This is a genomic window from Sphingobacterium sp. E70 (genome assembly GCF_019285695.1).
Classification (GTDB): Bacteria; Bacteroidota; Bacteroidia; order Sphingobacteriales; family Sphingobacteriaceae; genus Sphingobacterium; species Sphingobacterium detergens.
Map to the genome: position 1 here is coordinate 2745061 of NZ_CP079104.1, position 25957 is coordinate 2771017.

29 protein-coding genes and 10 pseudogenes are annotated in these 25957 nt (G+C 38.7%); 18 read left to right on the forward strand and 21 right to left on the reverse strand.

Translation table 11 applies throughout. The annotated features are described in order from the left end of the window. Positions 1 to 311 precede the first annotated feature (311 nt). The 5 genes and pseudogenes from rimO to rpmB form a co-directional block, all read right to left on the reverse strand. A pseudogene (gene rimO / locus KUH03_RS19545) lies at positions 312 to 1648 on the reverse strand (30S ribosomal protein S12 methylthiotransferase RimO). Positions 1649 to 1738: 90 nt separating this feature from the next. Next, positions 1739 to 2755, reverse strand: coding sequence for a signal recognition particle-docking protein FtsY (gene ftsY, locus KUH03_RS19550; RefSeq protein WP_257095941.1), 1017 nt, complete (start codon positions 2753 to 2755; stop codon positions 1739 to 1741). A 132-nt stretch (positions 2756 to 2887) separates the two neighbouring features. Beyond that, positions 2888 to 3055 (reverse strand): DUF4295 domain-containing protein, encoded by a 168-nt coding sequence (locus KUH03_RS19555; protein WP_257095943.1) that lies wholly within the window; start codon positions 3053 to 3055, stop codon positions 2888 to 2890. Positions 3056 to 3109: 54 nt separating this feature from the next. After that, positions 3110 to 3283: pseudogene (gene rpmG, locus KUH03_RS19560) on the reverse strand (50S ribosomal protein L33); the annotation flags it as partial. Positions 3284 to 3367: 84 nt separating this feature from the next. Then, on the reverse strand, positions 3368 to 3601 hold the full coding sequence (rpmB, locus tag KUH03_RS19565; protein WP_046672597.1) for a 50S ribosomal protein L28: 234 nt from the start codon (positions 3599 to 3601) through the stop codon (positions 3368 to 3370). Between the two features lie 217 nt (positions 3602 to 3818). Here rpmB and KUH03_RS19570 point away from each other — a divergent pair, with 217 nt between their 5' ends. The 3 genes from KUH03_RS19570 to KUH03_RS19580 all read left to right on the forward strand — a co-directional run bounded on the left by KUH03_RS19570 (position 3819) and on the right by KUH03_RS19580 (position 5539). Next, on the forward strand, positions 3819 to 4097 hold the full coding sequence (locus KUH03_RS19570; RefSeq protein ID WP_257095945.1) for a signal peptidase: 279 nt from the start codon (positions 3819 to 3821) through the stop codon (positions 4095 to 4097). Between the two features lie 38 nt (positions 4098 to 4135). Next, positions 4136 to 4660 carry a DNA repair protein RecO gene (recO, locus tag KUH03_RS19575; RefSeq protein ID WP_257097145.1) on the forward strand — a complete coding sequence of 175 codons (525 nt, stop codon included), beginning with the start codon at positions 4136 to 4138 and terminating at the stop codon, positions 4658 to 4660. 408 nt (positions 4661 to 5068) lie between these two features. Continuing rightward, on the forward strand, positions 5069 to 5539 hold the full coding sequence (locus tag KUH03_RS19580) for a DUF805 domain-containing protein (protein WP_257095947.1): 471 nt from the start codon (positions 5069 to 5071) through the stop codon (positions 5537 to 5539). 54 nt (positions 5540 to 5593) lie between these two features. Here the strand turns inward: KUH03_RS19580 and KUH03_RS19585 are convergent, their stop codons facing one another. Further along, positions 5594 to 5851, reverse strand: coding sequence for a hypothetical protein (locus tag KUH03_RS19585; protein ID WP_257095949.1), 258 nt, complete (start codon positions 5849 to 5851; stop codon positions 5594 to 5596). Between the two features lie 116 nt (positions 5852 to 5967). Continuing rightward, positions 5968 to 6159, reverse strand: a complete 192-nt coding sequence (locus KUH03_RS19590) for a cold-shock protein (protein WP_046672593.1) — start codon at positions 6157 to 6159, stop codon at positions 5968 to 5970. Between the two features lie 160 nt (positions 6160 to 6319). Here KUH03_RS19590 and KUH03_RS19595 point away from each other — a divergent pair, with 160 nt between their 5' ends. The 8 genes and pseudogenes from KUH03_RS19595 to gcvT all read left to right on the forward strand — a co-directional run bounded on the left by KUH03_RS19595 (position 6320) and on the right by gcvT (position 10714). Further along, positions 6320 to 6664 (forward strand): hypothetical protein, encoded by a 345-nt coding sequence (locus tag KUH03_RS19595; protein ID WP_257095951.1) that lies wholly within the window; start codon positions 6320 to 6322, stop codon positions 6662 to 6664. Between the two features lie 130 nt (positions 6665 to 6794). Then, positions 6795 to 7037: an SIMPL domain-containing protein gene (locus KUH03_RS19600; protein ID WP_257095952.1), complete on the forward strand. Its 243-nt coding sequence runs from the start codon at positions 6795 to 6797 to the stop codon at positions 7035 to 7037. Positions 7038 to 7039: 2 nt separating this feature from the next. After that, a complete protein-coding gene (locus tag KUH03_RS19605; protein ID WP_257095955.1) occupies positions 7040 to 7537 on the forward strand; it encodes a DUF4112 domain-containing protein in 498 nt (165 codons plus the stop codon). 186 nt (positions 7538 to 7723) lie between these two features. Beyond that, a complete protein-coding gene (locus KUH03_RS19610) occupies positions 7724 to 7870 on the forward strand; it encodes a hypothetical protein (RefSeq protein WP_257095957.1) in 147 nt (48 codons plus the stop codon). After that, entirely contained in the window at positions 7846 to 8049 is a 204-nt protein-coding gene (locus tag KUH03_RS19615; RefSeq protein WP_257095960.1) for a hypothetical protein, read from the forward strand. The genes KUH03_RS19610 and KUH03_RS19615 overlap by 25 nt, the downstream gene beginning before the upstream one ends. Position 8050: 1 nt before the next feature. Beyond that, positions 8051 to 8740 (forward strand): annotated as a pseudogene (locus KUH03_RS19620) (pseudouridine synthase). Continuing rightward, positions 8734 to 9551 (forward strand): annotated as a pseudogene (locus KUH03_RS48835) (hypothetical protein). The pseudogenes KUH03_RS19620 and KUH03_RS48835 overlap by 7 nt, the downstream one beginning before the upstream one ends. 130 nt (positions 9552 to 9681) lie before the next feature. Next, a pseudogene (gene gcvT / locus KUH03_RS19635) lies at positions 9682 to 10714 on the forward strand (glycine cleavage system aminomethyltransferase GcvT). Here gcvT and KUH03_RS19640 read toward each other — a convergent pair. The 3 genes from KUH03_RS19640 to KUH03_RS19650 form a co-directional block, all read right to left on the reverse strand. Beyond that, on the reverse strand, positions 10669 to 11208 hold the full coding sequence (locus KUH03_RS19640) for a DUF6358 family protein (protein WP_257095965.1): 540 nt from the start codon (positions 11206 to 11208) through the stop codon (positions 10669 to 10671). The pseudogene gcvT and the gene KUH03_RS19640 overlap by 46 nt on opposite strands. Positions 11209 to 11334: 126 nt before the next feature. Further along, positions 11335 to 11649: a rhodanese-like domain-containing protein gene (locus tag KUH03_RS19645; protein WP_223584073.1), complete on the reverse strand. Its 315-nt coding sequence runs from the start codon at positions 11647 to 11649 to the stop codon at positions 11335 to 11337. A 154-nt stretch (positions 11650 to 11803) separates the two neighbouring features. Beyond that, entirely contained in the window at positions 11804 to 11926 is a 123-nt protein-coding gene (locus KUH03_RS19650; RefSeq protein ID WP_257095966.1) for a hypothetical protein, read from the reverse strand. A gap of 90 nt (positions 11927 to 12016) precedes the next feature. On the opposite strand from KUH03_RS19650, the gene KUH03_RS19655 reads away from it, so the two are divergent. The 3 genes from KUH03_RS19655 to KUH03_RS19665 are packed head-to-tail and all read left to right on the forward strand — an operon-like array spanning position 12017 to position 13319. Then, positions 12017 to 12697 carry a hypothetical protein gene (locus tag KUH03_RS19655; protein WP_257095968.1) on the forward strand — a complete coding sequence of 227 codons (681 nt, stop codon included), beginning with the start codon at positions 12017 to 12019 and terminating at the stop codon, positions 12695 to 12697. After that, positions 12697 to 12933 (forward strand): M20/M25/M40 family metallo-hydrolase, encoded by a 237-nt coding sequence (locus KUH03_RS19660; RefSeq protein WP_257097147.1) that lies wholly within the window; start codon positions 12697 to 12699, stop codon positions 12931 to 12933. The genes KUH03_RS19655 and KUH03_RS19660 overlap by 1 nt, the downstream gene beginning before the upstream one ends. Positions 12934 to 12935: 2 nt before the next feature. Next, positions 12936 to 13319, forward strand: coding sequence for a M28 family metallopeptidase (locus tag KUH03_RS19665; protein WP_257095970.1), 384 nt, complete (start codon positions 12936 to 12938; stop codon positions 13317 to 13319). Here the strand turns inward: KUH03_RS19665 and KUH03_RS19670 are convergent. The 9 genes and pseudogenes from KUH03_RS19670 to surE form a co-directional block, all read right to left on the reverse strand. Continuing rightward, complete coding sequence (locus KUH03_RS19670) at positions 13316 to 13816, reverse strand: GNAT family N-acetyltransferase (RefSeq protein WP_257095972.1); 501 nt, start codon at positions 13814 to 13816, stop codon at positions 13316 to 13318. The genes KUH03_RS19665 and KUH03_RS19670 overlap by 4 nt on opposite strands. Continuing rightward, a complete protein-coding gene (locus tag KUH03_RS19675) occupies positions 13813 to 14385 on the reverse strand; it encodes a thiamine diphosphokinase (RefSeq protein ID WP_257095974.1) in 573 nt (190 codons plus the stop codon). The genes KUH03_RS19670 and KUH03_RS19675 overlap by 4 nt, the downstream gene beginning before the upstream one ends. A gap of 9 nt (positions 14386 to 14394) precedes the next feature. Continuing rightward, positions 14395 to 15560 (reverse strand): annotated as a pseudogene (locus tag KUH03_RS19680) (M20 family metallopeptidase). A gap of 36 nt (positions 15561 to 15596) precedes the next feature. Further along, a complete protein-coding gene (locus tag KUH03_RS19685; protein WP_257095976.1) occupies positions 15597 to 15761 on the reverse strand; it encodes an SPOR domain-containing protein in 165 nt (54 codons plus the stop codon). Further along, complete coding sequence (locus KUH03_RS19690) at positions 15707 to 16054, reverse strand: hypothetical protein (protein WP_257098124.1); 348 nt, start codon at positions 16052 to 16054, stop codon at positions 15707 to 15709. Before KUH03_RS19690 ends, KUH03_RS19685 begins: the two co-directional genes overlap by 55 nt. Positions 16055 to 16074: 20 nt before the next feature. Continuing rightward, positions 16075 to 19359: pseudogene (secA, locus tag KUH03_RS19705) on the reverse strand (preprotein translocase subunit SecA). A 324-nt stretch (positions 19360 to 19683) separates the two neighbouring features. Beyond that, a pseudogene (locus KUH03_RS19710) lies at positions 19684 to 20551 on the reverse strand (menaquinone biosynthesis family protein). Positions 20552 to 20682: 131 nt separating this feature from the next. Beyond that, positions 20683 to 20892 carry a hypothetical protein gene (locus tag KUH03_RS19715; protein ID WP_257095982.1) on the reverse strand — a complete coding sequence of 70 codons (210 nt, stop codon included), beginning with the start codon at positions 20890 to 20892 and terminating at the stop codon, positions 20683 to 20685. Then, positions 20882 to 21691, reverse strand: a complete 810-nt coding sequence (gene surE, locus KUH03_RS19720) for a 5'/3'-nucleotidase SurE (RefSeq protein ID WP_120261270.1) — start codon at positions 21689 to 21691, stop codon at positions 20882 to 20884. Before surE ends, KUH03_RS19715 begins: the two co-directional genes overlap by 11 nt. 155 nt (positions 21692 to 21846) lie before the next feature. Between surE and kduI the strand changes: the two are divergent. The 4 genes and pseudogenes from kduI to KUH03_RS19740 all read left to right on the forward strand — a co-directional run bounded on the left by kduI (position 21847) and on the right by KUH03_RS19740 (position 24620). After that, positions 21847 to 22691, forward strand: a pseudogene (gene kduI / locus KUH03_RS19725) (5-dehydro-4-deoxy-D-glucuronate isomerase). Positions 22692 to 22725: 34 nt separating this feature from the next. Continuing rightward, positions 22726 to 23619 carry a DUF4861 domain-containing protein gene (locus KUH03_RS19730; RefSeq protein WP_257095984.1) on the forward strand — a complete coding sequence of 298 codons (894 nt, stop codon included), beginning with the start codon at positions 22726 to 22728 and terminating at the stop codon, positions 23617 to 23619. Between the two features lie 16 nt (positions 23620 to 23635). Next, positions 23636 to 23851, forward strand: coding sequence for a DUF4861 family protein (locus KUH03_RS19735; RefSeq protein WP_257095986.1), 216 nt, complete (start codon positions 23636 to 23638; stop codon positions 23849 to 23851). A 5-nt stretch (positions 23852 to 23856) separates the two neighbouring features. Next, a pseudogene (locus tag KUH03_RS19740) lies at positions 23857 to 24620 on the forward strand (SDR family NAD(P)-dependent oxidoreductase). A 26-nt stretch (positions 24621 to 24646) separates the two neighbouring features. On the opposite strand, the gene KUH03_RS19745 reads toward KUH03_RS19740, so the two are convergent. Together KUH03_RS19745 and KUH03_RS19750 are read right to left on the reverse strand one after the other, a co-directional pair. Next, positions 24647 to 25375 carry a formylglycine-generating enzyme family protein gene (locus tag KUH03_RS19745; RefSeq protein WP_257095988.1) on the reverse strand — a complete coding sequence of 243 codons (729 nt, stop codon included), beginning with the start codon at positions 25373 to 25375 and terminating at the stop codon, positions 24647 to 24649. Positions 25376 to 25484: 109 nt separating this feature from the next. Further along, positions 25485 to 25763, reverse strand: coding sequence for a hypothetical protein (locus tag KUH03_RS19750; protein ID WP_257095990.1), 279 nt, complete (start codon positions 25761 to 25763; stop codon positions 25485 to 25487). Between the last annotated feature and the right edge of the window lie 194 nt (positions 25764 to 25957).

The following is a 25957-nucleotide window of genomic DNA, read 5'->3' on the forward strand; positions in this document are numbered from 1 at the left end:
TACGATATACAAATGTATTTAGTTTGAGCAGACAAAATACTGATTTTTAATAAAAAGCTCATTCCACTTTTAAATTATATCATTCTATTGACAAATGTCCAACTGAAACCGCTATCATTTCACAAACACCAACAACTATGAAAATCGACGAAAGATTCTTTCTAACCAATAAACTGGGCATAGCGAGCTCTTTAATACCTCAATGAAAAAATACAAATCAAATAAAAAAGCAATTTCAAAAAAAGAGCCTCCCTATATCTAGGAGGCTCTTCTGTATACTATCTTCATGAGCACCGCGGGTCAATCAAGTATTATTTTCTAACAATCTCGCCGTAGAGATCGAAATCCTCCGCGCGATCTATTTTTACCTGAACAAAATCTCCGATCCGTGCATAGGAATCAGCTGCCGAAATCAGCACCTCATTATCCACTTCTGGGGAATCATATTCTGTTCGTCCGATAAAATAATCTCCGTCCACACGATCCACAAGCACTTTATAGGTATTACCTACTTTAGATTGATTAATCTCATAAGAAATGCCTTGTTGAACCTCCATAATCGCTTCAACACGTTCTTCTTTTACTTCTTGTGGCACATTGTCCGCCAAGGTGTGTGCGTGCGTCTTCTCCTCATGTGAATAAGTAAAACAGCCCAAACGGTCAAAACGGGTTTCCTCTACCCATTCCAACATCTCCTGAAAATCTTGTTCGGTCTCGTCTGGATATCCACAGATTAGTGTTGTTCGCAATGCGATATTCGGTACTTTGTCGCGAATGGCATTGACAAGATCAATCTGCTTTTGTTTCGTCGTCCCTCTACGCATAGACTTCAACATCGGGTCAGAGATATGCTGCAATGGCATATCCAGATAATTACAAATATTTGAACGCTCATTCATTGCATCCAAAATATCCATAGGAAAACCAGAAGGATAAGCATACTGCAAACGGATCCATTCGATACCATCCACATCTGATAAATGGCGCATCAAATCAGAAAGATTACGTTTACCGTAGATATCCAGTCCATAATAGGTTAAATCCTGAGCAATTAAAATCAACTCCTTGGTGCCATTTGACGCCAAAAATTTAGCTTCTTTAACCAAATCATCAATTGATTTGGAAACATGCTTACCACGCATTAAAGGTATTGCACAGAATGAACATGGGCGGTTACAACCTTCGGCGATCTTAAAATAAGAAAAGTGGGAAGGAGTGGTCAATAAGCGTTCACCCAGTAATTCATGGCGATAGTCTGCTCCGATAGAAGAAAGCAAATCAGGCAGATCATTTGTCCCAAAATAGGCATCCACACTCGGAATTTCAGCCTGCAATTCGGGTTTATAACGTTCCGAAAGACATCCAGTAACAATCACCTTATTGATCTTACCTTGATCCTTTAATTCCGAATATTGCAAAATCGCATCAATAGATTCCTGTTTGGCGTTGTCAATAAATCCGCAGGTATTAATGACAACAATATCATTCTCCTGTATATTTGAGGCTTCATGGACCACCTCCATCTGATTACCTTTCAACTGGCCCATCAGCACTTCACTATCGTGAATATTTTCGAACAGCCCAAAGTAACCACGTTCACACGGGGTTTATTGATCAAAGGGACAGATTTCGTATATTTTGTCTTCATATGATTAGAAGGGTTTGTCGAGAAACAAAAGGAACACTTGACTAAGGAAACCAGGTATTAATATGTTCACCTATGTTCTTAATCTATTCATTAATCATTCCCGGTAAAGAATGAAAGCCTTATTTCTGACAATTGTTTTAGTATTCTATTTGAAAAGGAGTCTACAAACTCCTTTTTGTTAAATAATTGGAGATCGCCTATTTTCTCACCCACACCGATGTATTTCACGGGGATTTTGAACTGATCGGATATCCCGATAACAACACCGCCTTTGGCTGTTCCATCCAATTTTGTCAGTGCCAAAGCGTTTACATCTGTCGCTTGTGTGAATTGCGTACATTGTTCTATCGCATTCTGACCTGTCGAAGCATCTAAGACCAGTAAAATTTCATGCGGAGCGCCGGGAACAACTTTTTGCATGACATTTTTAATTTTGGTCAATTCATTCATTAAACCAACCTTATTATGTAGGCGACCGGCAGTATCAATAATACAGACATCTTCACCATTCGCTACAGCAGATTTAATGGTATCATAGGCTACCGAAGCGGGATCTGAACCCATTGCCTGTGCCACAACGCGCACATCAACACGTTCACCCCAGAGTTTAAGCTGATCTACAGCCGCCGCACGAAACGTATCCGCCGCCCCCAAAACCACTTTACTTCCACCCTGTTTAAGTTGATGGGCAAGTTTACCGATTGTGGTGGTCTTGCCAACACCGTTCACCCCAACAACCATAATTACATAAGGTTTATGATCCCCGTAATTAAAGTTTTCAAAATCTGAGCTATTATTCTCTGCCAGTAATGTCTGAATCTCTTCTTTCAGTAAATTGTTCAGCTCCGATGTGGACACATATTTATCTCTGGCAACACGCGCCTGTATACGGTCGATGATTTTTAAAGTCGTTGTAACCCCGACATCAGAAGTAACCAAAACCTCTTCCAGATTATCAAGCACATCGTCATCCACAGTCGATTTACCGACTACAGCTTTCGTTATCTTGGAAAGAAATCCTTCTTTTGTTTTTTCCAAACCTTTATCTAAGGCTTGTTCTTCTTCTTGTGTTTGTGGTTTTTTCTTAAAAAAATCAAATAATCCCATGGAGTGTTTAGTGAAAATTGATGTCCAAATATAAACAAATGTCCTCAACAAAAAAGCCCTTTCGGTAGGATACCAAAACGGCTATTTTTATCGAATTCTTTTAAAGAAAAACTTTAAAAAAGGAAAATGCTACTAGTTATTTTTTTGAGCTTCTGCAACTACGTCTTTCACTTTATCGTTGTGAATCATACCTTCTTTGAAAGTATACGCGCCAGTTTTCGCAGATTTAGTAGTAACAATAACCTTTGTAAATTCTTTACCGCCACCTTTTTGTAACGATGCAACTGCTTTCTTTGCCATGGTATTTTAAATATTTTTACTCAGCCCTCTATTGCAAGTGCTAAGATGGGTGAATTACTTAATTTCTTTATGAACAGTAACTTTTCTCAATACTGGGTTGAATTTTTTCAACTCTAAACGCTCAGTTGTGTTCTTTTTGTTTTTAGTAGTGATGTAACGAGACATTCCCGGAAGACCACTTTCTTTGTGTTCAGTACATTCTAAGATAACTTGTACTCTATTTCCTTTTTAGCCATTGTTTTACTTTATTTTGATCCTAATATAGGATTGAAATTCATGAATAATCTTAATGTAACAGGCGATAAATCAATATTAAATTGATCCTTTAACGATAAATTTATTGATCGCAGCTGTGATACCGTTCTTGTTGATAGTCTTGATAGCAGAAGTAGATACTTTCAACGTAATCCAACGATCTTCTTCTGGAATGTAAAAACGTTTAGTTTGTAAATTTGGATAGAATTTACGTTTAGTTTTAACGTTTGAGTGAGAAACGTTATTTCCTGTTAACGCTGCTTTGCCTGTTAAATCACAAATTCTTGACATGATATTATCTTTTTGTTGTCTTTATTACAATATGTTAATCCTTTGCACTCTCTGCAAAGAGTTTGCAAATATCTATATTTTTTTTTAGATAAGCAACAACATTATGGGAATTATTTTTAAAAATAGTTCTACACAGGAATGGTATGGGCAAAAATAAAGCATTTTATTGTATTATATTTGCTCTGTAAAGAAAAATAGTTTTCAACAATTCACATTTATGAACAAATATCTTCGCAAGGGTCTAAGAGAAATAATCATTGGTGTATTATTGGTTATCCTCGGTTATTACCTCATGGAACAACGATCCAACTGGTATAAGCTAGCAATGCTCGTTGGAGTGATTACCTTCAGCATTGGTTTCCTTACATTAATTTATAGAATGATTCGAAAAGTGGACCGTAATGCGATTATCGAGATGCGTGGAGAGGCTCATAAAGAGGATATTCATAAAAAGATAAGGAAGAAGATGCTGAACAAAACTAGGGTATCGTCTTAAAAACAACAAATTATTCGGAAAGCAGTCTCGTTGCGCAAATATATACCGAATCCTTTGGCATGCAATCTTATCTCATTACTGGCGCACGTAAACCAAAGGCAAAAATCAAAGCCAATATCTTACAACCTTTACATCTGTTGGAAATTATAGCAACACACAAGGATAATGGTTCACTACAGCGCATCTCGGAAGCTCGCCAAACTCCGGTATTGCAAGAAATACCTTACGATATTATAAAAAGCTCACTGGCGCTCTTCTTAAATGAAATCTTGTATAAAGTATTGAAAGAACAGGAGAGTGACCCTTATTTATTTGAATTCATCCATCAGTCTATCCGGTGGTTAGATGAAACCCATTTAAATCTGGCCAATTTTCATCTGGTATTTCTAATCAAACTGACACGCTTTCTTGGCTTTTATCCGGCCGCATCCAAACAGGCTCTGCCCTATTTTAACCTACACGAGGCGACATTTTCAAACAGTCTCCCGAACACCCCTTGTGCTCCAGGAACCACATACTTCAATTTTCCGGGATTTAATAACAGCAGAATACTCAAATTGTGATCATATCAAAATGTCCAGTACAGACCGACAATTTTTATTGGAAAAGCTACTGGATTTCTACCGTCTCCACCGCACAAATTTCAAGGAGATAAAATCGCTTTATATACTTGAAGAGATCTTTCGGTAGTGCTTAGTGCTGTGACCCAATCCCAAATTACAGCAAGCAAAACCTCCATGTACTGCCGTCACTGGCTAATAGGATGCACGAACTATATGCTATAAATGAAAAGGTCTTTTCATCCCCTATTTATTCAACAATGAAATTGAACAACGATACATTCCATAATAATTGTTTTATCAGATAAATTATTGGTACATTTATTGTAACAGAATTGTAATAACATTGATTTACTAACACATATTTTTCACCTAAAAATCTTAAAATTATATGGAAATTAAAGATTGGTTTTGAAAGTCGTAAGGGATAATTATGCAAATTTCAACGGCCGCGCCCGTCGCAAAGAGTACTGGATGTTCTTTTTGGCAAACGTTATCATTGGGGTTGTATTCGGAATACTCGGACAAATCGCAAGTTTATTTTCTTACATCTCCTATCTTGTAAGCTTAGCTTTACTGATTCCAGGTATCGCTGCTGTTGGAGTACGGAGGCTACATGATACAAATAAATCGGGTTGGTTTTTATTATTGGGCCTTATCCCATTAGTCAATTTATACTTGATTTATCTGATGGTTATTGAGGGTGACAAGGGACCCAATCAATACGGTCCCGATCCAAAAGCGGAGGAAAATGGAGCAAGTCATCCATTCAATCAAGCCCAAGATCCATTTGGCTCTTCGCAACCAAAGGATCCATTTGGAAGTTCACAAGCACCTACTTCATCTTCAACTCCTCCTCCGGATAATGATCCATTCGCATAGATTATTCTGAATAAGAAAAAAGAGCTTTCATTTAATAAATGAAAGCTCTTTTTCTTATTCACTTTTTGTTGATTGCGGAATTTTCTGCAAAAGCGAAAAATCCCTGAGATCAATGTTTATGTTTCTTTTTCTTTTGTTGTCCAGGAGCAAAATCTTTTGCTGATTGTTCTCCATAATATTTTTTTGCCTGACCAGGGGCATTCCCTTCGATCCACCTTTGTGCCTATGCCCATGCCCATGATGCGTGGAATAACATGCAGACATCGAAATTGCCACCACAACAGAAAGGATCAATACTAAAGTACGTTTCATGTTAAACTATATATTTGATACATGTCAATACAATTATCAGTCCAAAACATTTGCTCAATAAAAAAGCCTATGCTGATGGCATAGGCTTTTTCACAATAAATATATCTTGAATCTAATTAGATAACTCTTACATTTACCGCATTAAGACCTTTACGGCCTTGTTCAACTTCGTAAGATACATTGTCATTCTCACGAACTTTGTCAACTAATCCAGAAACGTGAACAAAAATTTCGCTCTCGCCTGAATTAGGGATGATGAAACCGAAACCTTTGGTCTCATTAAAGAATTTTACTTTACCTTCTTGCATGGCACTATTTTATTAATTTCCCTAAAGGTATAGAAATAAAATTAAAAATCTTAACGTTTTTATTTTTTTATGCGTTAAACTTTTTGTCTACTTTGGCTCCAATCTTGTAGCAATGCGACAATAGCAATCGTATTATTATAAAACTTTAAGATAGTAAAACATGAAAAAAATATTATTAGGACTGGCTTTTTTAGGTTTGATGACAAAACTAAACGCTCAACAAATGGTAAATAAAGAATTTGTATCCACAGTGGGTCGCGCAGAAGAAGAAGTGACTCCAGACATCATCTATATAGATGTTACACTAAAAGAGTTTTATGACAATGGAAACACCAAGAAAAAGGTTGCTATCGACAAATTAGAAAAAGACTTATTTGACTCGGCAACAAAAGCTGGTATTAAAAAGAAGATTTTACGATCCAGAATATCTGGAGTTACAATACACCAGAAAAAAAGAAAAAGGATACGGATATCTTACTTTCTAGACAATACCGCATTAAAGTAACGAACTTAAACAACTTAGATCAATTGTTGGATGGGGTTGATAAAGCAGGTATTCAAAGCACTTACATCAGTGAATATGATTATTCGAAGAAAAAAAAGAGCTAGAAAAGACCTTAAAAACGAAGGCTGTATTGGATGCGAAAGCGAATGCGCAAATTCTTGCCGAAGCAGCAGGACAAAAAATTGGTAAAGCGATCGTGCTTTCTGAGACACCGCAACAAATTATCTTTGGTGTTCAACCAATGATGCGTAATGCAATGTTTAAAGGCGCCATGGCTGAAGCAGCAGACGATGCTGGTGGAAATGGCCTTGATTTAAATATCAGACCAATGAAAGTGACCAGCGAAATCAGCGCTTCTTTCGAACTATTATAATCATGCATAGAGAATTATCTCCAGAAGATAAGAAGAAACAAATAGACCAAGATTTCGGTTGGATCAACCGAATATCTTGGTTAATGGATAATCAATTCAAGATTGGCAATTTCCGGTTCGGATTGGATCCAATCTTGAATCTGATTCCTTTGGGCGGTGCTATCGCCGGCTTTGGCACATCGCTGGTTCTGGTCATCGCTATGTGGCGAAATGGAGCTAGCCCCAAGTTAGTCATCCGTATGCTACTCAATATCACCCTTGATGCGATCTTAGGAAGCATCCCCTTTCTAGGTAACATCTTCGATTTCTATAGCAAAGCCAATGAAAAGAATATCAAACTTTTACGCGAGCACTATTATGAGGGTCGACACAAAGGCTCGGGCATCGGTATTGTCCTAACGGTCATATTGATACTATTTATCTTAATAGGAGGCACTTGTTACCTGATCTGGATTTTCTTTTCCTGGGCATTTTCCTTGCTAAATGGGATTTCTTTTTAAGATCCAGCCTTTTTACTCCTCTCGCCGTCCACAACAAATCCCCTCATGCAAAAACAATTGTGCATATCTAATATCTATTTAATAATTTTGATAGCGATATATGCTGTTTTGACCTGATCTATCAACACTAATTTTAGCATTAAAAATGAGTAAAAAAGAATATTTGCCCTACTTCTAGTTGTCATCATGCTGGCGGCCATCCTGACAAACCCAAGCAAAGAGGAACATGAGAAAATTGTACGTGCAAAAGCCGAACAATTATTGAAAAGCCAGCTTCATGCAAAAGACCAAGCCTTTTTGGATTGGGCATGCAACTGTTTGGAAACAAATTAGTCGATGATTTTGTCCAAAATTCTGTTGTTGTGGACAATTACTACCTCTTTTCCCTCACCAAGATCAAATGGCAAGGTAAAGAACAGATCATAGGTGGTGGTGCATTTAAACAGATTTGGTTGAGTCCCAAGATTGATGAAAAAGCAGATGAAATCATTGCTGCATTGAAAAAGATCTAATATGTCCTTAGAAATTCTTTACGAAGACGAATCCATTGTAGCGATTAATAAGCCACATGGTCTATTAGTGCATCGCTCATCCATTGCGCGTGATACATCCGAATTCGCCCTTCAACTCTTACGTGATCAATTAGGGAAAACGGTATATCCGGCACATCGCTTAGATCGTAAAACTGGAGGTGTCCTTCTGTTTTCATTAAATAAAGAAACGGATCAATACTTACAAAAAGCTTTCAGGAACATCAAATAGACAAAAAGTACCTCGCCATACTGAGAGGCTTCGCCCTGAAGAAGGGTTGATTGATTATCCATTGAAAAAGAAAATGGCACCATACAGGAGGCCCAGACATCGTTCAGGTTGCTAGCTAAAAGTGAACTGGATATTCCTTTCGGAAAATTCCCGACCTCGCGTTACAGTCTTGTTGAAGCCAATCCACTTACTGGCCGCATGCATCAATTGCGACGTCACTTTGCGCATATCTTTTATCCCATTATCGGTGACCGTCCACATGGCTGTAATAAGCAAAATAAATTCTGGAAAGAGAACTACCAGATGGATACCATGCTACTGCATGCCTCTGAATTAACCTTCAAACATCCCCTTTCGGGTGAAACTGTTCATGTAAAAGCAGCAATCCAGTCCGATTTCCAGAAAGTCCTTGGAATCTTAAACATACACGAATTATGTTAAAATTAATTCTCGAAGCATTTATCAGCATATCGGGCATCGCGGCAGCATCTGGGATTGTCTACAACAATGATGAGCTTCATATAGTCTCGGACAATAGCAATTACCTGTATAGCTATAACCTCGCTCAGCAACACTTATCCAAAACAATCTTATTGGAAGCTGAGCCCATGGAAAATATAAGCAAAGCGAATAAAATGGACCTTGAATCTATTACATTCGATGGCAATCGTTATTATCTCTATGGCTCAGGGTCAACTGAAAAAAGAAACAATCGCTTTATCTGGGACGGAAAAAGGTCATACAGGAAGACTATAGCAAGATCTATACGCATTTTATGCAGAAATTTGGGATAAGCAAGGAGGACTTTAACATAGAAGGTGTAGTACATATTGATGACCGGATATTGTTTTTCAATAGAGGGAATGGCCCCAAAGGCATCAATGCTGTTTTAGAATATAACAGTAAGGCTGAAGATAAATATCGGTATACTCCTATTGAATTACCCAAGTTAAATGGGATCAGTACTGGTTTTTCCGATGCGACAGTTGTTGGTGATGACATTTATTTTATCGCAACTGCAGAAGATGCAAAATCGACCTATCTCGATGGGGAAATCGCAGGATCTTTACTTGGCAAAATATCTGCAGATCTGTCTTCCAAACCGGAAGTATTTCAAATACCCGAAAATCACAAGTTTGAGGGAATCACCCTTAAGGAGAAAACCGACAACGGCTTAATTTTCTTACTCTGCGAAGATGCTGATACAGAAGATGCTGAACTAACTGTGTATTCGTTGAAAGTAACGAATTAAATCGTTTGTTCTAAAATAGAATCAAAGCTAGGAATCACGTATATTTTATTAAATTTGCAACTGATTAAAACTTAATTTTTATGTTAAAAATACTGCCCTTTCGGAGACACACATTGCTTTAGGAGCAAAGATGGTTCCCTTCGCAGGCTTCAACATGCCAGTGCAATATACTGGTATCAATGATGAGCACGAAACAGTTCGTACAGGTGTAGGAGTTTTTGATGTAAGCCACATGGGCGAATTCATCCTTAAAGGTGAAAAAGCCTTGGACCTTCTTCAAAAAATCTCTTCCAACGATGTATCGAAATTATATGACGGCAAAGTTCAATATGCTTATATTCCGAATGAAACGGGCGGTGTTGTAGACACGATTTTCTAACATACCGTATAGACGATAACACCTATTTTTGGTTGTCAATGCGTCCAATATTGAGAAAGACTGGAACTGGATTTCCAAATACAATACTGATGGTGTAGAAATGAAAAATATTTCTGACCAGACTTCTTTATTTGCCGTTCAGGGACCTAAAGCAGCCGATGCTTTACAATCGTTGACAGATATCGAGCTTGCACCAATGGAATATTACACCTTTGCTAAAGGTACTTTTGCGGGAGTAGATAACGTATTGGTATCGGCAACCGGATATACTGGTGCAGGTGGTTTCGAAATTTATGTTGCCAATGAAGATGCGCAGAAAGTTTGGGATGCTATTTTTGAAGCCGGAAAAGCTTACGGAATTAAACCTATCGGATTGGGTGCTCGTGATACATTACGTCTAGAAATGGGTTTCTGCCTTTATGGAAATGATATCGACGACAATACATCTCCTTTAGAGGCTGGCTTAGGTTGGGTAACGAAGTTTACAAAAGACTTTGTAAACTCCGCAGCGCTTAAAGCTGAAAAAGAAGCTGGGCTTAAAAAGAAACTAGTTGGTTTTGAAATGATCGACAGAGGTATTCCGCGTCATGATTATGAAATCGTAGATGCTGATGGCAATGTAATCGGTCGGGTTACTTCGGGAACACAATCTCCGACATTGAAAAAATCGGTAGGTTTGGGTTACGTAGATACTGCATTCGCAAAAGACGGTACAGATATCTTTATCCATATCCGTAATCAAAAAGTTAAAGCTAAGGTAACGAAACCTCCATTTGTCAAATAAGAATAGGTGTAGGCGATATAAAAAGAGCAGAAGACTATCGTTTTCTGCTCTTTTGTATATGATAAGTAAGAAACTCCGCTCTTATTTACTTTTTCCTTTCGCTTGCTTAGCAGCATATTCCTGTTTTTTTCACGATCCTTTTCTTGGATAACAACTTTTATCCGCTTGCTTAAAACGACCTTAAGGTAAATCAGGACGACCAAAAATGCGATAGACAATCCTGTCACCAACATATTTCCGGCTTTATACCCTTCAAATCCACAATACGCCAAAAATACAATGGCCAAGTTCAATACAATATTCAGTATAAAATATTTTGTCATATTACTTTTTGTTAATCCCAATACACGCGGTCGCCACACAAAGAAATAGAAAATTCCGCCGATAATATTAAGCAGTACAATAGCCAGTGCCATCAACATCCGCTCACCATTGGAAATAGTCCTGGAAAGCATAATTTCCCGCAAGGCCAATATCACCCATAAGAGGGACAATAAAATAGAGAGACTACCTAATACAGGAAGACCCCTAAGTTTAAGAGCCGAGTTAATAGGGCTACGATATAAAAAGCAAGACTAAACAAGAAAGCTTGTTTAGTCTGATGCTCCAAGTTTTTCATATTAATAAACGTCTAACTCTGGATCGATTTCCTCTTTCCAGGCCAAGATACCGCCTTTTAAATTTGCTAGATTATCAAATCCTTGTTGCTCCAACAACATAATTGCCTGTGCTGAACGTTTTCCAGAACGACATTGAACGATAACTGGTTTATCCTTCGCAATCTTATCGGACTCGATCAAAATTCCCGAAAGTGGAATATTTAAACCTTCCAAATTTGAAACTTCATATTCAAATGACTCACGCACATCAATCAATTGAAAATCTTCGTTATTATCGATCTTGCTCTTTAATTCTTGTACAGATACTTCTTTCATTGTCAAATAATTTATACCCAAACTTAGATAAATTAGTTTTGATATCCAATTTAATTGTGTCGCATATAAAAACGAATTTATCGATCTCTCCTCTACCCTTGAGAATCTTTAATATAGAGGAAATATACTACATTTTTTTCTGAATTGTCTTTCTTCAAAGGCCATCAAGAACTTTCATGCCTGTTGCCAATTCAATGGCAGCCACGAAAGTTTTATTGAAAGCATATTTTCCCGGACTCATTAACATCTCCATTTCAACTGTCATGACCTTTAGCATAAAGATGATATGGGTTTATGCTAAGGCACTACAAATTTCCGCTAAAATTACGGGCGAAATCATTATCTTCATCCGAACATTACTAACTTTATGAAATCAGCACCTAAAATATTTTTAGCCTTATCGTTAATTGCGCTATCTTCCATGACATTTGGACAGCAAGTAATTTCCGACCAGCAACGTGAGGACGTGAGCCGTATCTTAAATACCTTGGCTTCGGATGATATGCGTGGACGATCGGCTTTGACAAAAGACATCGAGCATGCAGCAGATTTTATCGCCGGAGAAATGAAAAAAATAGGCCTCAAACCTTATGCGGAAGAATCTTTCCGACAGTCATTCCAACTGGACAAACTCTCGCCAAAAAGCAATTCTGCAGCTATAAATAAAAAGACAATTCCTGCCGAACATATCATATCGCTTGGAAACCATGTGGATCTCAAATGGGATGATAAGAGTCCCATTAAAATCGTTAATATTACATCGGATGCGGATTTCGCCCAAGCCTTTCGGGAACAGTCCTTATCCAAGGAAAATACGCTTGTATTGGTAGATCCATCCTTTGAAGCCTCTTTTGTTCGTTTTGGCCAAATGCTCAGCAATCCCAAGTTTATTGAAGATTCGAGTATACAAAAACCCTCAATAGTTTATCTGCTGACAAAGAAAAACCAAAAACATTCCACATTCATATTGAACGAAATCTTCAAAACTTTCCGCTTTTTAATGTTGCGGGAGTTATCCCCGGAAAAAGTAAACCAAATGAATATGTAATTTTCTCCGGCCATTATGACCATATTGGCATATTACCTGCTGTCGGACAGGACTCGATTGCCAATGGAGCAGATGACGATGCTTCGGGAGTAACAGCGATGTTGACGCTTGCAGACTACTATAAAAAGAAAAACAATAATGAAAGGACGCTTATTTTTGTGGCATTTACAGCAGAAGAGCTCGGCATGTATGGTTCAAAATATTTTTCTAATCACATCAATGCAACCAGGTTGTAGCAATGATCAACATGGAAATGATCGGAAAAGATTCAAAATTTGGTCCCAATACGGTCTATATAACAGGATATGATCAATCCGATTTAGGCAAATTAATGCAAGAAAACCTAAAGAACACAACGTTCAAATTTTATTCAGACCCTTATATAAAGCAAAATTTATTCTATCGAAGTGATAATGCTGTGTTAGCCGCAAAAGGTGTTCCTGCACATTCATTCTCAACTTCCCAAATGGATAAAGATGAATATTACCACACGGTAAAGGATGAAGTAGCTACATTAAACGTCCAAAATATTATCTCCAGTATCGAAGCGATTGCGATTGGAGCTTCAGGTATTGTAGAAGGCAAGCAAACTCCCTCGCGTGTGGAAAAATTAAAGGACTAGGAAGACGCTGTACGATCTATTGCCAGCTGCATGACATAGTCATTGAGCACATAGTTATAATAGGGAATATCAACAATTTCAATAACCTGAAAACCCTGCTTTAAATAGAAATGGTAAGCAGGGTTATTTCTATTTACATTGAGTTCCAAAATATCCTTGCCTTTGACTTTCGCTTTTTCGATAGCGAAGTCAATCAATGCTTTCCCAAAACCTTTTCCCTGTACATTGGGCATCAAATAGAGCTTTTCAATACGAAGTTTATCTGCAAGAGTTTTCAATGCAACAAAACCTTGGCCAATACCGTCTTCCTTCAGAATATAAAAGAACTGTCCACCGACCATTCCTTCCGCTAAACCCTCAATGGTATAGCTTTTCTCCAGCATGAAATCAATCTGGTCTTTTGAAAGTATTTCTCCATACGCGTCAGGCCATATAATATGCGCCATATTAGAAATGCTGCGGATATCTGTCTGTTCGGCTAATTCTATTGTTATCATGAGATTGTCTCTCCTATTAAAATATATTTTGATTTCGAAAATCTGAGGGTAAATAAGCCATCCGCTACTGTTTCATAAAGATCATCACCAATTTTTCGAAGCCCTTCTGTCGTGATTTCTTCACTTTGGGAATCTATTTTTAGCTGTTCACCCTCTGTTTTCCATTTTGTAAAACCTGTAGTGACAAAATAGTAGCGTACCCCCTTAGCTAACAAGACTACATTGATCAGATCCAAATAGTGTTGATAGTGTGCAAGACTTATTTGATCCGTAATAATATTGACCGCCTTATACTGATGTTTAATGAGATAGCCAATGGCTGATTGCAAAAAATTATCGATATATGGAATTACTTTTAAATTCTCCTGTGCTTGATTCGCTTGGGTCTGCGCAAAAACAATATCAAACTTGTATCCTCTAGCGTCCAATGGATCAACCATATTGTTTTCGATAACAATTGTTGGACTCCATTCAAGCAATTGCCCCAAATCTTCTTCGTCTATGAGAAAAAGGTCTTCAATCAGCAGAGCAGGTTCCTGGTTCTCACGAACAATATGATGCGATGACATACTAAAGATCTAATAGCCTAATCTGCGCAACGTGATATACGCCATTAGCCCTGTGCTGATCTCCAACGAGGACTCGTCAACATCGAAGGTTGGTGTATGAACTGCAGAAGTTATTCCTTTCGCTTTATTCCCTGTGCCCAGTCGGTAGAAACAAGCATTGATTTCTTGTGAGTAGTAGGAAAAATCTTCGGCAGCAGGCCAAAGATCTAAATCCACGACGTTCTCTTTTCCAAGATATTCCTCCGCAAAAGTACGCGCACTCTTCGTCAGTTCTGGCTCATTGATCAAAAATGGATAGCCTTTGCGAACCTCAAAATCACAGGTAGCATCCATACTTTCAGCGATTCCGACAGCCATTTTTACCATCTTCTCATGTGCTTCAGCACGCCATTGCTCATCGAATGTGCGGAATGTACCTTCGAGATAAACTTGGTCAGGAATAATATTTGTTGCACCGTTAGCGATGATTTTGCCAAAAGACAAAACCGTCGGTGTACGCGGATCTGCAAAGCGGCTTGCGATCTGCTGTAAAGCCGTAATAATATGTGCTGTGATCACAATCGGATCAATATTCTGATGTGGATGTGCACCGTGCCCTCCTCTTCCTTTAACCGTCATAAATAACTCGTCACAGGAAGCCATATATTTACCTTCACGAAATCCGACTTTGCCGACTTCAATAAACGGCATTACATGTTGACCTATTATTGCAGAAGGTGCCGGATTTTGTAGTGCCCCTCTTTGATCATAATGGATGCTCCGCCGGGCAAACGTTCTTCGCCTGGTTGGAAGATTAATTTCACTGTACCACCAAATTCGGCTTTCAAGCTATGTAATATCTTCGCGGTTCCTAAAAGCGAGGAGGTATGTACATCATGGCCACAAGCGTGCATGACGCCTGGGTTATTGGATCCATAAGGTCGTCCTTCGACTTCCTGAATAGGTAATGCATCCATATCCCCTCGCAATGCGATTACTTCATCTGAAGGAAGTTCACCTTTAATTAGAGCTACAATACCTGTATCTGCTTTTACTTCGTAAGGGATGCCTAATTGATCCAGCTGCGCCTTTACAAATGCCGAAGTATTATACTCTTCAAAGGAAAGTTCAGGGTTTTGATGAAGATGTCTACGGTTAGCGACTGTATCTTCAAAATATTGATGGGCTAAGGCCAGGACTTTTCTTTCGTACTTGCCATGAGGTTGTTTGATTTATTGATAGACAAAAACGCTTTCTGAAAATACGAAAACGTTACTAAAATATTGACGCAGCTCACGCATAAACGCATTCGCCTCAGAGCGACTTCTAAAGTCGCCCACCTTCACCCGATAATTGGGTTCATCATAGGTGATATAGGTATCAACATCTTTATACATTCCCGAAAACGAGTTTGCTCCGAAAAAGCTTGATTTCGGCTAGATCCAGCAAAGATCTGTACACGAAAGCCTCTCACCTTGACTCTTGTTGCAGCAGAACGTACAACGGGTTTAGAAGGAACTGTTGTGATTTTGCTTTCGACAGGATTGATTCCCATGGCAGCCCTAAAATTTTGAAGCTGTGTAATCAAAGAATCTTTGGTTACAATAACTCCACCCTTTTCTTGCGCCTTTACATTAACAATCGTAAATAGCACAAGTGCATGTATGAAAATCAATCCTCTCTTCAGCATAGTTTAACTTTTCTTATCGATTAGTTATTTGCGCCGTGGCAATTTTTTATTTTTTTCCTGAACCACAAGGACATTCGTCATTGCGTCCTACTGTATTCTCATTACGAACAGGTTCTTTCGGTCCATCATTCACATCTTCTTCACTGACTCCTGTTGGTGAAACCAATTCTGCTTTTGTTTCAATCGTCTTTACAGGAGCTTGATTTACTTGTCTAGCCTGTAATGAAGTTGTTTCCTGTCCAGGGATCTCACCTTTGAAAATAAAGCTCACGACATCCTTGTTCATAGAAGCCAACATAGATTTGAACAAGTTAAAGGCCTCCATTTTATAGATAATAATTGGATCCTTTTGTTCATAAACAGCATTTTGAACAGATTGTTTTAGATCATCCATTTCACGTAAATGCTCTTTCCATGCCTCGTCGATCAATGCCAAGACAATTCCTTTTTCAAACGATTTGAAAACCTCTTTACCATTGGTCTCAATTGCTTTTTCAGATTCGCTGAAACTTGGATACCGCGGATACCGTCTGTAAATGGAATAACGACATTTTCAACAATCTGACCACGTTCTGCATACACATTATTCAATACTGGAACAGTCAATGCACCAATAGCGTCAATTTTATGATGGTAAGCGTTAATTGCCTGTTCGAAAAGACGATCTGTCAATCCTTCAATCTTACCTTGTGCAAACTCTTCTGCAGTAATTTCTGGAGTAATCGCAAAAATACGGATTACTTCGATTTGGAAGTCTTCAAAATTACCTTGCTCTTTGGCTTCAGCAACAATCTCTTCAGCAACGTCAAAGATCATATTATTCAAATCCACGTCTAAACGCTCGCCAAACAAAGCGTTTTTACGTTTTGCATAGATTACTGTACGTTGGGAGTTCATGACGTCATCGTATTCCAATAGACGTTTACGAATACCAAAGTTATTCTCCTCAACCTTACGTTGTGCGCGCTCGATAGATTTGGTCAACATGCTATGTTGCATCACCTCGCCCTCTTCAACACCCATTTTTACCATGATATTGGAGATTCTTTCAGAAGCAAATAGACGCATTAGGTTATCTTCCAGGGATACAAAGAATTGTGATGATCCCGGATCCCCTTGACGACCTGCACGACCACGTAACTGACGGTCAACACGGCGCGACTCATGACGCTCAGTACCAATAATCGCAAGACCCCAGCGTTTTTAACGATCTCGGTCAATTTAATATCGGTACCACGACCAGCCATATTCGTAGCAATGGTTACTTGGCCGGGTTGACCAGCCTCTGCAACGATATCGGCCTCTTTCTGGTGCAACTTCGCATTCAAGACGTTGTGTTTGATCTTCCGCAATTGAAGCATACGACTCAATAATTCGGAAATTTCTACCGATGTTGTACCAACCAATACAGGACGACCTTGCTCTGTCAAACGTTGGATTTCTTCCGCCACCGCATTGTATTTTTCACGTGCAGTACGATAAATAAAATCCTGTTGGTCATGACGTTGGATACCACGATTCGTAGGGATTTCAACAACATCCAATTTGTAGATTTCCCAAAGCTCTCCCGCTTCTGTCGAAGCTGTACCAGTCATCCCCGAAAGTTTGTGGTACATACGGAAGTAGTTTTGCAATGTAATCGTCGCATAAGTCTGTGTCGCATCTTCGACTTTTACATTTTCTTTCGCTTCGATCGCTTGGTGTAAACCGTCTGAGTAACGACGACCATCCATAATACGGCCTGTTTGCTCATCGACAATTTTCACTTTACCCTCATCAACGATATATTCTACATCATTCTCGAATAAGGTATATGCTTTCAATAATTGATTGATCGAGTGGATACGATCAGCCTTAATAGAGTAATCGCGTAACATGTCTTCTTTCTGAGCGGCTTTTTCTTCCAAAGTCAATGAAGACTTTTCAATTTCCGCGATCTCAGTACCTACATCAGGTAAAATAAAGAATGAAGGATCCTCTCCTGTAGCTGTGATCAATTCAATACCTTTTTCAGTCAGTTCAACCTGATTGTTCTTCTCATCGATGACAAAATAAAGCTCCGCATCAACTTTAGGCATATTTTTATTTTGCTCTTGCATATAGTAGTTTTCTACTTTTTGCAAGATAGAACGATTAGCTCCTTCACTCAAGAATTTGATTAAGGCTTTATTTTTAGGTAGACCTCTGTAAGCTCTTAATAAAGCTAGGCCACCACCTTCTACATCAGAATCACCTGCAGCCAACGCTTTTTTAGCATCATTTAATACAGTATTGATATAAGCTTTTTGGACATGTACCAAACGCTCAATACGTGGTTTCAATTGATAGAACTCGTGTTGATCACCACGAGGGATCGGGCCTGAGATAATCAACGGTGTACGGGCATCGTCAATTAAAACTGAGTCAACCTCATCGACCATGGCAAAATGTAATTTACCTTGCACCAATGCATCAGGTGTCTGAACCATGTTATCACGTAAATAGTCGAAACCAAATTCGTTGTTCGTACCATATACGATATCCGATTGGTAAGCTTTACGGCGTTGTGGTGAGTTTGGTTGATGTTTATCAATACAATCTACGGATAAACCGTGGAATTCAAATAATGGAGCGTTCCACTCAGAGTCACGACGAGCAAGATAATCATTCACGGTCACGATATGCACCCCTTGTCCAGAAAGCGCGTTCAGATAGGTTGGCAAAGTTCCGACCAATGTCTTACCTTCACCTGTAGCCATCTCAGCAATCTTACCGCTATGTAATACAATACCACCGATCAACTGCACATCATAATGTACCATGTTCCAGGTTACCTCTGTACCTGCAGCCATCCATTTGTTTTTCCAAATGGCTTTATCACCATTGATAATAACGTTTGGCTTGTAGACAGCCAATTCTCTGTCAAAATCGTTGGCAGTAACTTCCAGTTCTTCGTTTTCTGTCAAACGTCTTGAAGTTTCCTTCACCACAGCAAATGCTTCTGGTAAAATATCCTTCAATACCTCTTCCAACTTCTTATCACGATCTTTCGACAATTTGTCTACTTGTTCGTAAATAGAAGTCTTTTTAGCCATATCGTCCTCATCTTGATCCGCCTCTTTTTTAAGCGTATCTATTTCTTGGTCAATATCTGCAAGGTAATTTTTAATTCTTTCTTTGAAGTCAGCGGTCTTGGCACGTAACTCGTCATTGGTTAGATTTGAAAGTTTATCATATTCAGCTTTGATTTGCTCTACAACTGGCTGAATCCCCTTGATATCTCTTTCGGATTTACTTCCAAATAATTTACTTAAAAACTTTAACATAATTTTTTTCTATCTCAACTAAAGATTTTGTACAATAATGACTCCAAAGTAAAATTGCAGACAATTTGACACTAATCGGGCAAATTTAGTTATTAGATATGATATCTAACAGCTTACCACTATTTTTTTTGCGTTATTTTTTTCTATCGGATTAGCTTCTTATTCTGCACGGTTCAATTTATCCTATTATCGGGTATCTCATATGCCCGGTATCCGAGTTATTTGCTCTCTAAACCCAAAATAGCCGCATTTGAAACCAAACTGGTAGACTCCGTTCCTGCACAAGCGGCCTACTCATACGGCTACTAAATATCAGTGATGATGTTATGAAAGAAAGAGTTTTTTATCCGAATGTGGGATAAAACCCATTTCCTGAGCCTTTTCAAACATTTTGGTAATTGCATTACGTCCTTCGACACCCAATTCAACGGAATATTTATTGACATACAGTTCAATATGCTTATACATCACCTCCTCACTCATCTCCTGCGCATGACTACGGATAAACTCCAATCCGGACTTTGGATTTGCAAAAGCAAATTCAACACTTTCTTTAAAATTGCATTAAGCGTGTCTTTCACGTCTTTCGGCAACGAACGTTTTACCACAATACCACCAAGCGGAATCGGAAATTTTGTCGTACTTTCCCAATATTCCCCAAATCGACTACTTTATACAGTCCTTTTTCTGCATAAGTAAACCGATTTTCATGAATAATAAGCCCCAAATCAATAGAACCATCCAATAACGCTCCTTCAATATCAGAAAAAACCAGTTCTATTTTATTGGTTAATTCCGGAAATGCCAGCCCCAACAGGAAATTTGCTGTCGTAAACTTCCCCGGATATCCCACCTTTAACTTATCGAATTCACCCAAACCGTCACCACTTTTTAACTTCGCTTGGAGCATTTCGGCCAAAGTCGCATCTTTTGTGATCAGCATAGGCCCTACACCAAAGCCCAAGGCGCTACCTGCATCCAATAATTCATAGTCTTCAACGGCATAAGCAAAAGCATGATAACTCAGTTTGGTGATGTCCAGATCTCCTTGAAATGCCTTCAAATTTAATGTCTCAACGTCCTGATATTCCACATCAAAATCCAGCCCTTTTGTATCAATTTTATGGTGAATCAAAGCATCAAAAATAAATGTATCGTTTGGACAAGGAGAAAACCCCAATGTTAATTTCATCTTATTCCTCTTAAAAAAATAAACAATAAAAAACTCGTAAATAACCTTCGCTGTATAGCTCGGATATCTTTACATTTTGTTTTATACCGTCACTTTATGTGTAATTAAATATAATATCATGGCCAAAAATGTCATGATGATAATTCCTTTCCTACCTGATCATTACCTGAACGGTATGCAAACCTTAAGAAAATCAAATTGATCAATACGGCAATGGCATACGTTGCCATTGGCTTCTCGGGCAGAAAATGAAGTTCGATATCGGTAAAACGCACCAACAAAAATGCCAGTAACGGGAAAGCAATTCCTATGCCCGAGCCTACCCAAAGATTATTTCTCACCTTTGCTGTGTTTCGTCGTACCTTCCAAATGATCAAAACTCCATGAATTCAGTTCTGGGATAGCATGATGTGCAGTCATGTCGAATTGTGTAGGAACAACTGAAACATAGCCATTTGCTAACGCAAAACTATCCGTATCTTCTCCACGGTCTTGTAAGACAAACTTTCCTGTCGTCCAATAATAATCACGGTTATGTGGATCGATACGTTCATCAAATTCTTCTACCCAATGTCCTCCAGCCTGTCTGCAGATTTTAATCCCTTTAAATCCTTGTGTTTGTGGAAAGTTGACATTTAGCAGTGTATTTTTGGGTAAGCCATTGGCCAAAACTTGTTCCGTTATGGAAATCACATAAGGCCTACAGTAGCTAAAGTCTGCATCATGGGAAAAATTATCCAACGAAAAGCCAACAGAAGGTATTCCCTCGATAGCTCCTTCAACCGCAGCAGACATTGTCCCAGAGTATAACACGTTAATTGAATTGTTGAGCCCATGGTTAATACCGGACACACAGATATCCGGCTTCTGTCCCTTGAAGACTTTATTAACAGCAAGCTTGACACAGTCAACCGGTGTTCCAGAACATTGGTACATCTCAACTCCCTCATAGAGATTGATCTTATCCAATCGTAGTGGTCTACCAAGCGTAATCGCATGCCCCATACCTGATTGTGCCGAATCTGGTGCCACAACAACCACATTGCCAATTTTTTGCATTTCTTCTAACAACACCTTAATTCCCGGTGCTGTGATACCATCGTCATTAACAACTAAAATATTCGGTTTCTTCTTTACCATATACGAAGTTAGGAAATCTGAAAAATAAAAACCGCAAGAAAATTTGTCTTAATAGATCCTTTACATAAGTACGACATCGATTGCGTAAGATTGTATCGTTTTTGAGAAATATTAGCCCTAAATTTAGCTTTCAAATAAAGAAAAATCATTCCGTTATGAGCATTAATTTTGAATCCCGCTATGCAATCGGGCCGAAAGAATACAAAACATTAGATACACAAGGATTAAGAGATAATTTTCTCATTGAAAAGTTTTTGAAACTGATAAAGTTAATTTTGTCTACACCCACTATGACCGTTACATGGCTGGTGGTGCAATGCCCGTAAATTCTAAAATTAAATTAGAAACAATCCCTGAATTATTAAAAGAACCTTACTTTCTCTCTAGAAGAGAATTGGGTATTATCAATGTCGGTGGCAACGGGCAGGTAGAAGTAGATGGAACATTCTATGAACTTAAAACCAAAGAAGCGCTCTATATCGGACAAGGCGCAAAAGATATCTATTTTTCAAGCCAAGACAGTGCGAATCCGGCAAAGTTTTATTTAAACTCAACACCAGCGCACCAGAGTTATCCTACCAAAAAGGTCACTAAGGAAGATGCTAATAAAATAGAATTAGGATCTCTGGAAACAGCCAACCGCCGTACCATCAATCAGATGCTGCTGAATAAAGTTGTACAGACCTGTCAGCTACAAATGGGAATGACAGAGCTAAAGCCAGGATCCGTGTGGAATACGATGCCATCGCATACGCATGACCGTCGTATGGAGGTTTATTTTTACTTTGAGCTACCAGAAGGTCAGGCTGTATCTCATTTCATGGGACCGATAGACGAAACACGTCATATCTGGATGCATAATGATCAGGCTGTCATTTCTCCACCTTGGTCAATTCACTCAGGAGCTGGAACATCCAACTATACATTTATCTGGGGTATGGCGGGCGAAAATCTCGACTACGATGATATGGATAAGTGCGCTATCACTGAGCTTAAGTAGTATTCAGATATCTTTTTCTTTAATCCATTATCAAATGAAAAGAACATTCATATTAAGTTTAACGCTGGGGCTTTCAAGCATCGCCTTTGCCCAAAACAATAAGACGATTACGGTTAAAAATCCTTCAGCTGTATCTAGAACAGAGCTGATCAGTATTCCCTATGCAACGTTCGAAAAACATTTCGAATTGAAGAAAAATGTCTTTACGATTGTTGATAGCAAGGATAAAGCGGAACTGGCTTACCAATTGGAAAAGCTAGGACAGCCAACCCCTCAAAATGTACTGATACAAGTATCTATTGCGCCTAAAAGTGCTTTGACTTTTGGTGTAACTGGAAATAATCCAAAAACCGTTGCTACCAAAACATTTGCGCGTTATGTTCCCGAACGTAAAGATGACTTTGCCTGGGAAAATGACATTGCTGCATTCAGAGCCTATGGAAAAGCATTGGAAGGGAGCTCTGAAGATGCACAGGGATTTGATTTTTGGTCTAAGAGAACGAATGACCTTATTATTGACGAATGGTATAAAACAGGGGATTATCATGCCGATCATGGTAAAGGTTTAGATTACTATTCTGTGGGTCAAACGCTAGGAGTAGGCGACGCAACTCCATTTATTGATCAGCAGGTCGTCTATCACAAACATTATCGTCAATACGAAGTCTTAGATAATGGTCCTTTACGCACTACGTTTAAGCTTATCTATGAGCCAGAAAATGTAAAGGGTCAAAATATACAAGTTGAAAAAACAGTCTCTCTGGACGCTGGAAGCCAACTGAACAAAATACGTTATGCAATCAAAAATACGACTTCAAGCAGCACCCCTGTAGTCGTTGGTGTTGCCAAACGAAAAGAGGATAAACCTCAACTCTTAAACGATACCAAAAGGGTATTTTGGCTTATTGGGAGCCCGCTGAGGGGATAAAATCACTGGGACTGCCGTGATCTTACCTAATAAAGTAAAATATGTATTTAAGGATAGTCCAAAACAGTTTTTATTGGCAACTACCGTCAAAAACAACAGTCCTTTGACCTATTTTGCTGGAGCTGCATTCAATAAAGCAGGAAAAATAACCAGTTTTGATCAATGGCAATCCTATGTCAAAGAATTTAGAAATAACTTAAATCAACCATTAACGATAAAATACTCAAAATAATGTCCATACTGCAATCTTTTGATTTGACCGGGAAGGTCGCTTTGGTAACTGGCTGTAAAAGAGGGATAGGTAAAGCTATAGCCGAAGCATTAGCGGAAGCTGGGGCAGATATCATTGGTGTTTCGGCATCGCTGGAGACAACAGGGTCGGCAGTAGAAAAATCCATCCAAGCATTAGGAAGGAATTTTTATGCTTACCAATGTGATTTTTCAAAAGAACCGAACTCTATCAGTTTATTGAAAAAGTAAAATCGGAGCATCCAACCATAGACATCCTTTTCAACAATGCCGGAAATATTCTGCGTAAACCAGCAGCTGAACATCCCGATGAGTACTGGGATGAAATTATCGAAATCAATCAAAATGCGCAGTTCATCCTGACAAGGGAAATTGGAAAAGATATGATTTCACGTGGAACTGGAAAAATTGTATTCACGGCATCGTTATTGACTTTTCAAGGTGGTATCAACGTTCCTGGATATGCTGCCTCCAAAGGCGCAATAGGGTCATTGGTAAAAGCTTTTGCAAATGAATGGGCCTCCAAGGGAGTGAATGTAAATGGTTTTGCTCCAGGTTATATTGCAACGGACAATACGGAAGCATTGAGAGACGATCCTGAACGTTCTAAATCTATCCTGGACCGTATACCTGCCGGACGCTGGGGTACGCCGGAAGACTTTAAAGGACCAGCGGTATTCCTTGCTTCAAAAGCAGCAGATTACGTACATGGCACCATCCTTACTGTCGATGGTGGCTGGATGGGAAGATAAAAATCAACCTTTTAAGATTTTTTGTTTTAAAAGCCTTTATCCTTCGGGGTAAAGGCTTTTTTTACGATCCTAAATCCAAGATTACTGAATGAGGCATTCGGGCTAACAGAACCAATATAGACTGTATTGAATGCCGAACAGCTATTTCTACTGCACCACCATGACCCTCCTCTTGCATGAGCCACATAACGCTCCCCATCTCTATTTAGCTTGCCCGAACAAAATTCAAATACATTACCAAATACATCATAAAGTCCCCATGGATTCGGTTTGAATGCCCCTACAGGGGAAGTATACATATAACCATCCGAATAGTCTGCTTTAAGGTGATCCCTGCTATGCCATATATTAGCATATTGACCTATATTTTCTTTATTCATCCCCTCAAAATAACGTCCATCACTACCGGCCCGCGCAGCTACTTCCCACTCCTCAAAACTGGGTAACCTGCAATCAGCCCAAGCGCAATAAGCCAATACGTCTTTAAAAGATATACAAGTGACAGGATGATCCATTTTGTCTACTATACCACCACGGCTTACCCCATTAGGGAAACGCCAATAAGCAGTGCTGTCTTGTAGCCACCTGAATTCTGCAAGCCCTGGCTCAAATACCATCGCATTATGATATCGTTCTGCCAAAGTATGATAGCCCGTCGCCTGTACAAATTTTTCAAATTCGGCATTGGTCAGTTCGTATTGAGCAATCCAAAAAGGATCTATATGTACTGTTCTTTTCGGATTATCCAGACTCATTGTATCCCCAGTTGGTAATCTCCTCCGGGAATCAAAACATACCCCTTCTCCTGCCCTATTAATGATATATAGCTCAAGAGAAACAAAATCAATATGGGTAGTGCTTGTCTCACTTATTTTGACGTTTTTTATATAATGCTTGAGCTGATTCAACAATATACTCTTCGTTGGCACTTGAAAAATTCACCCAACTATCCGAATGCGTATTTTCTCCGTATAACTTGTTGTATATTTTAGACTGTTCAAATGTTCCAAAATTTGACGTTTTCAATAGCTGAAGCAAAGTAGTCAATATATCTTTATCGTTTGGATTCTTTTGATAGAAACTGAGCAAAAAGGGAATACTTTCCCAAGCGTCAATTTCTATTAATGCAGTTTTAAAATTCAATCCGAGTGCATTGTTTCGGTTCGCTTGATCTATGATCAGATCTATTACTCTTTTTTATTTTTCTTCATAAAATGAAGCTGTCGTTCACTCCAAAAGACACCATTATAAACAAAAAGCAATTGCGCAAATATTTTACTTTGGGGTTAAATACAAACATTCGCTCCGCACAAGCCTGACTATAAATTTCGGGATAG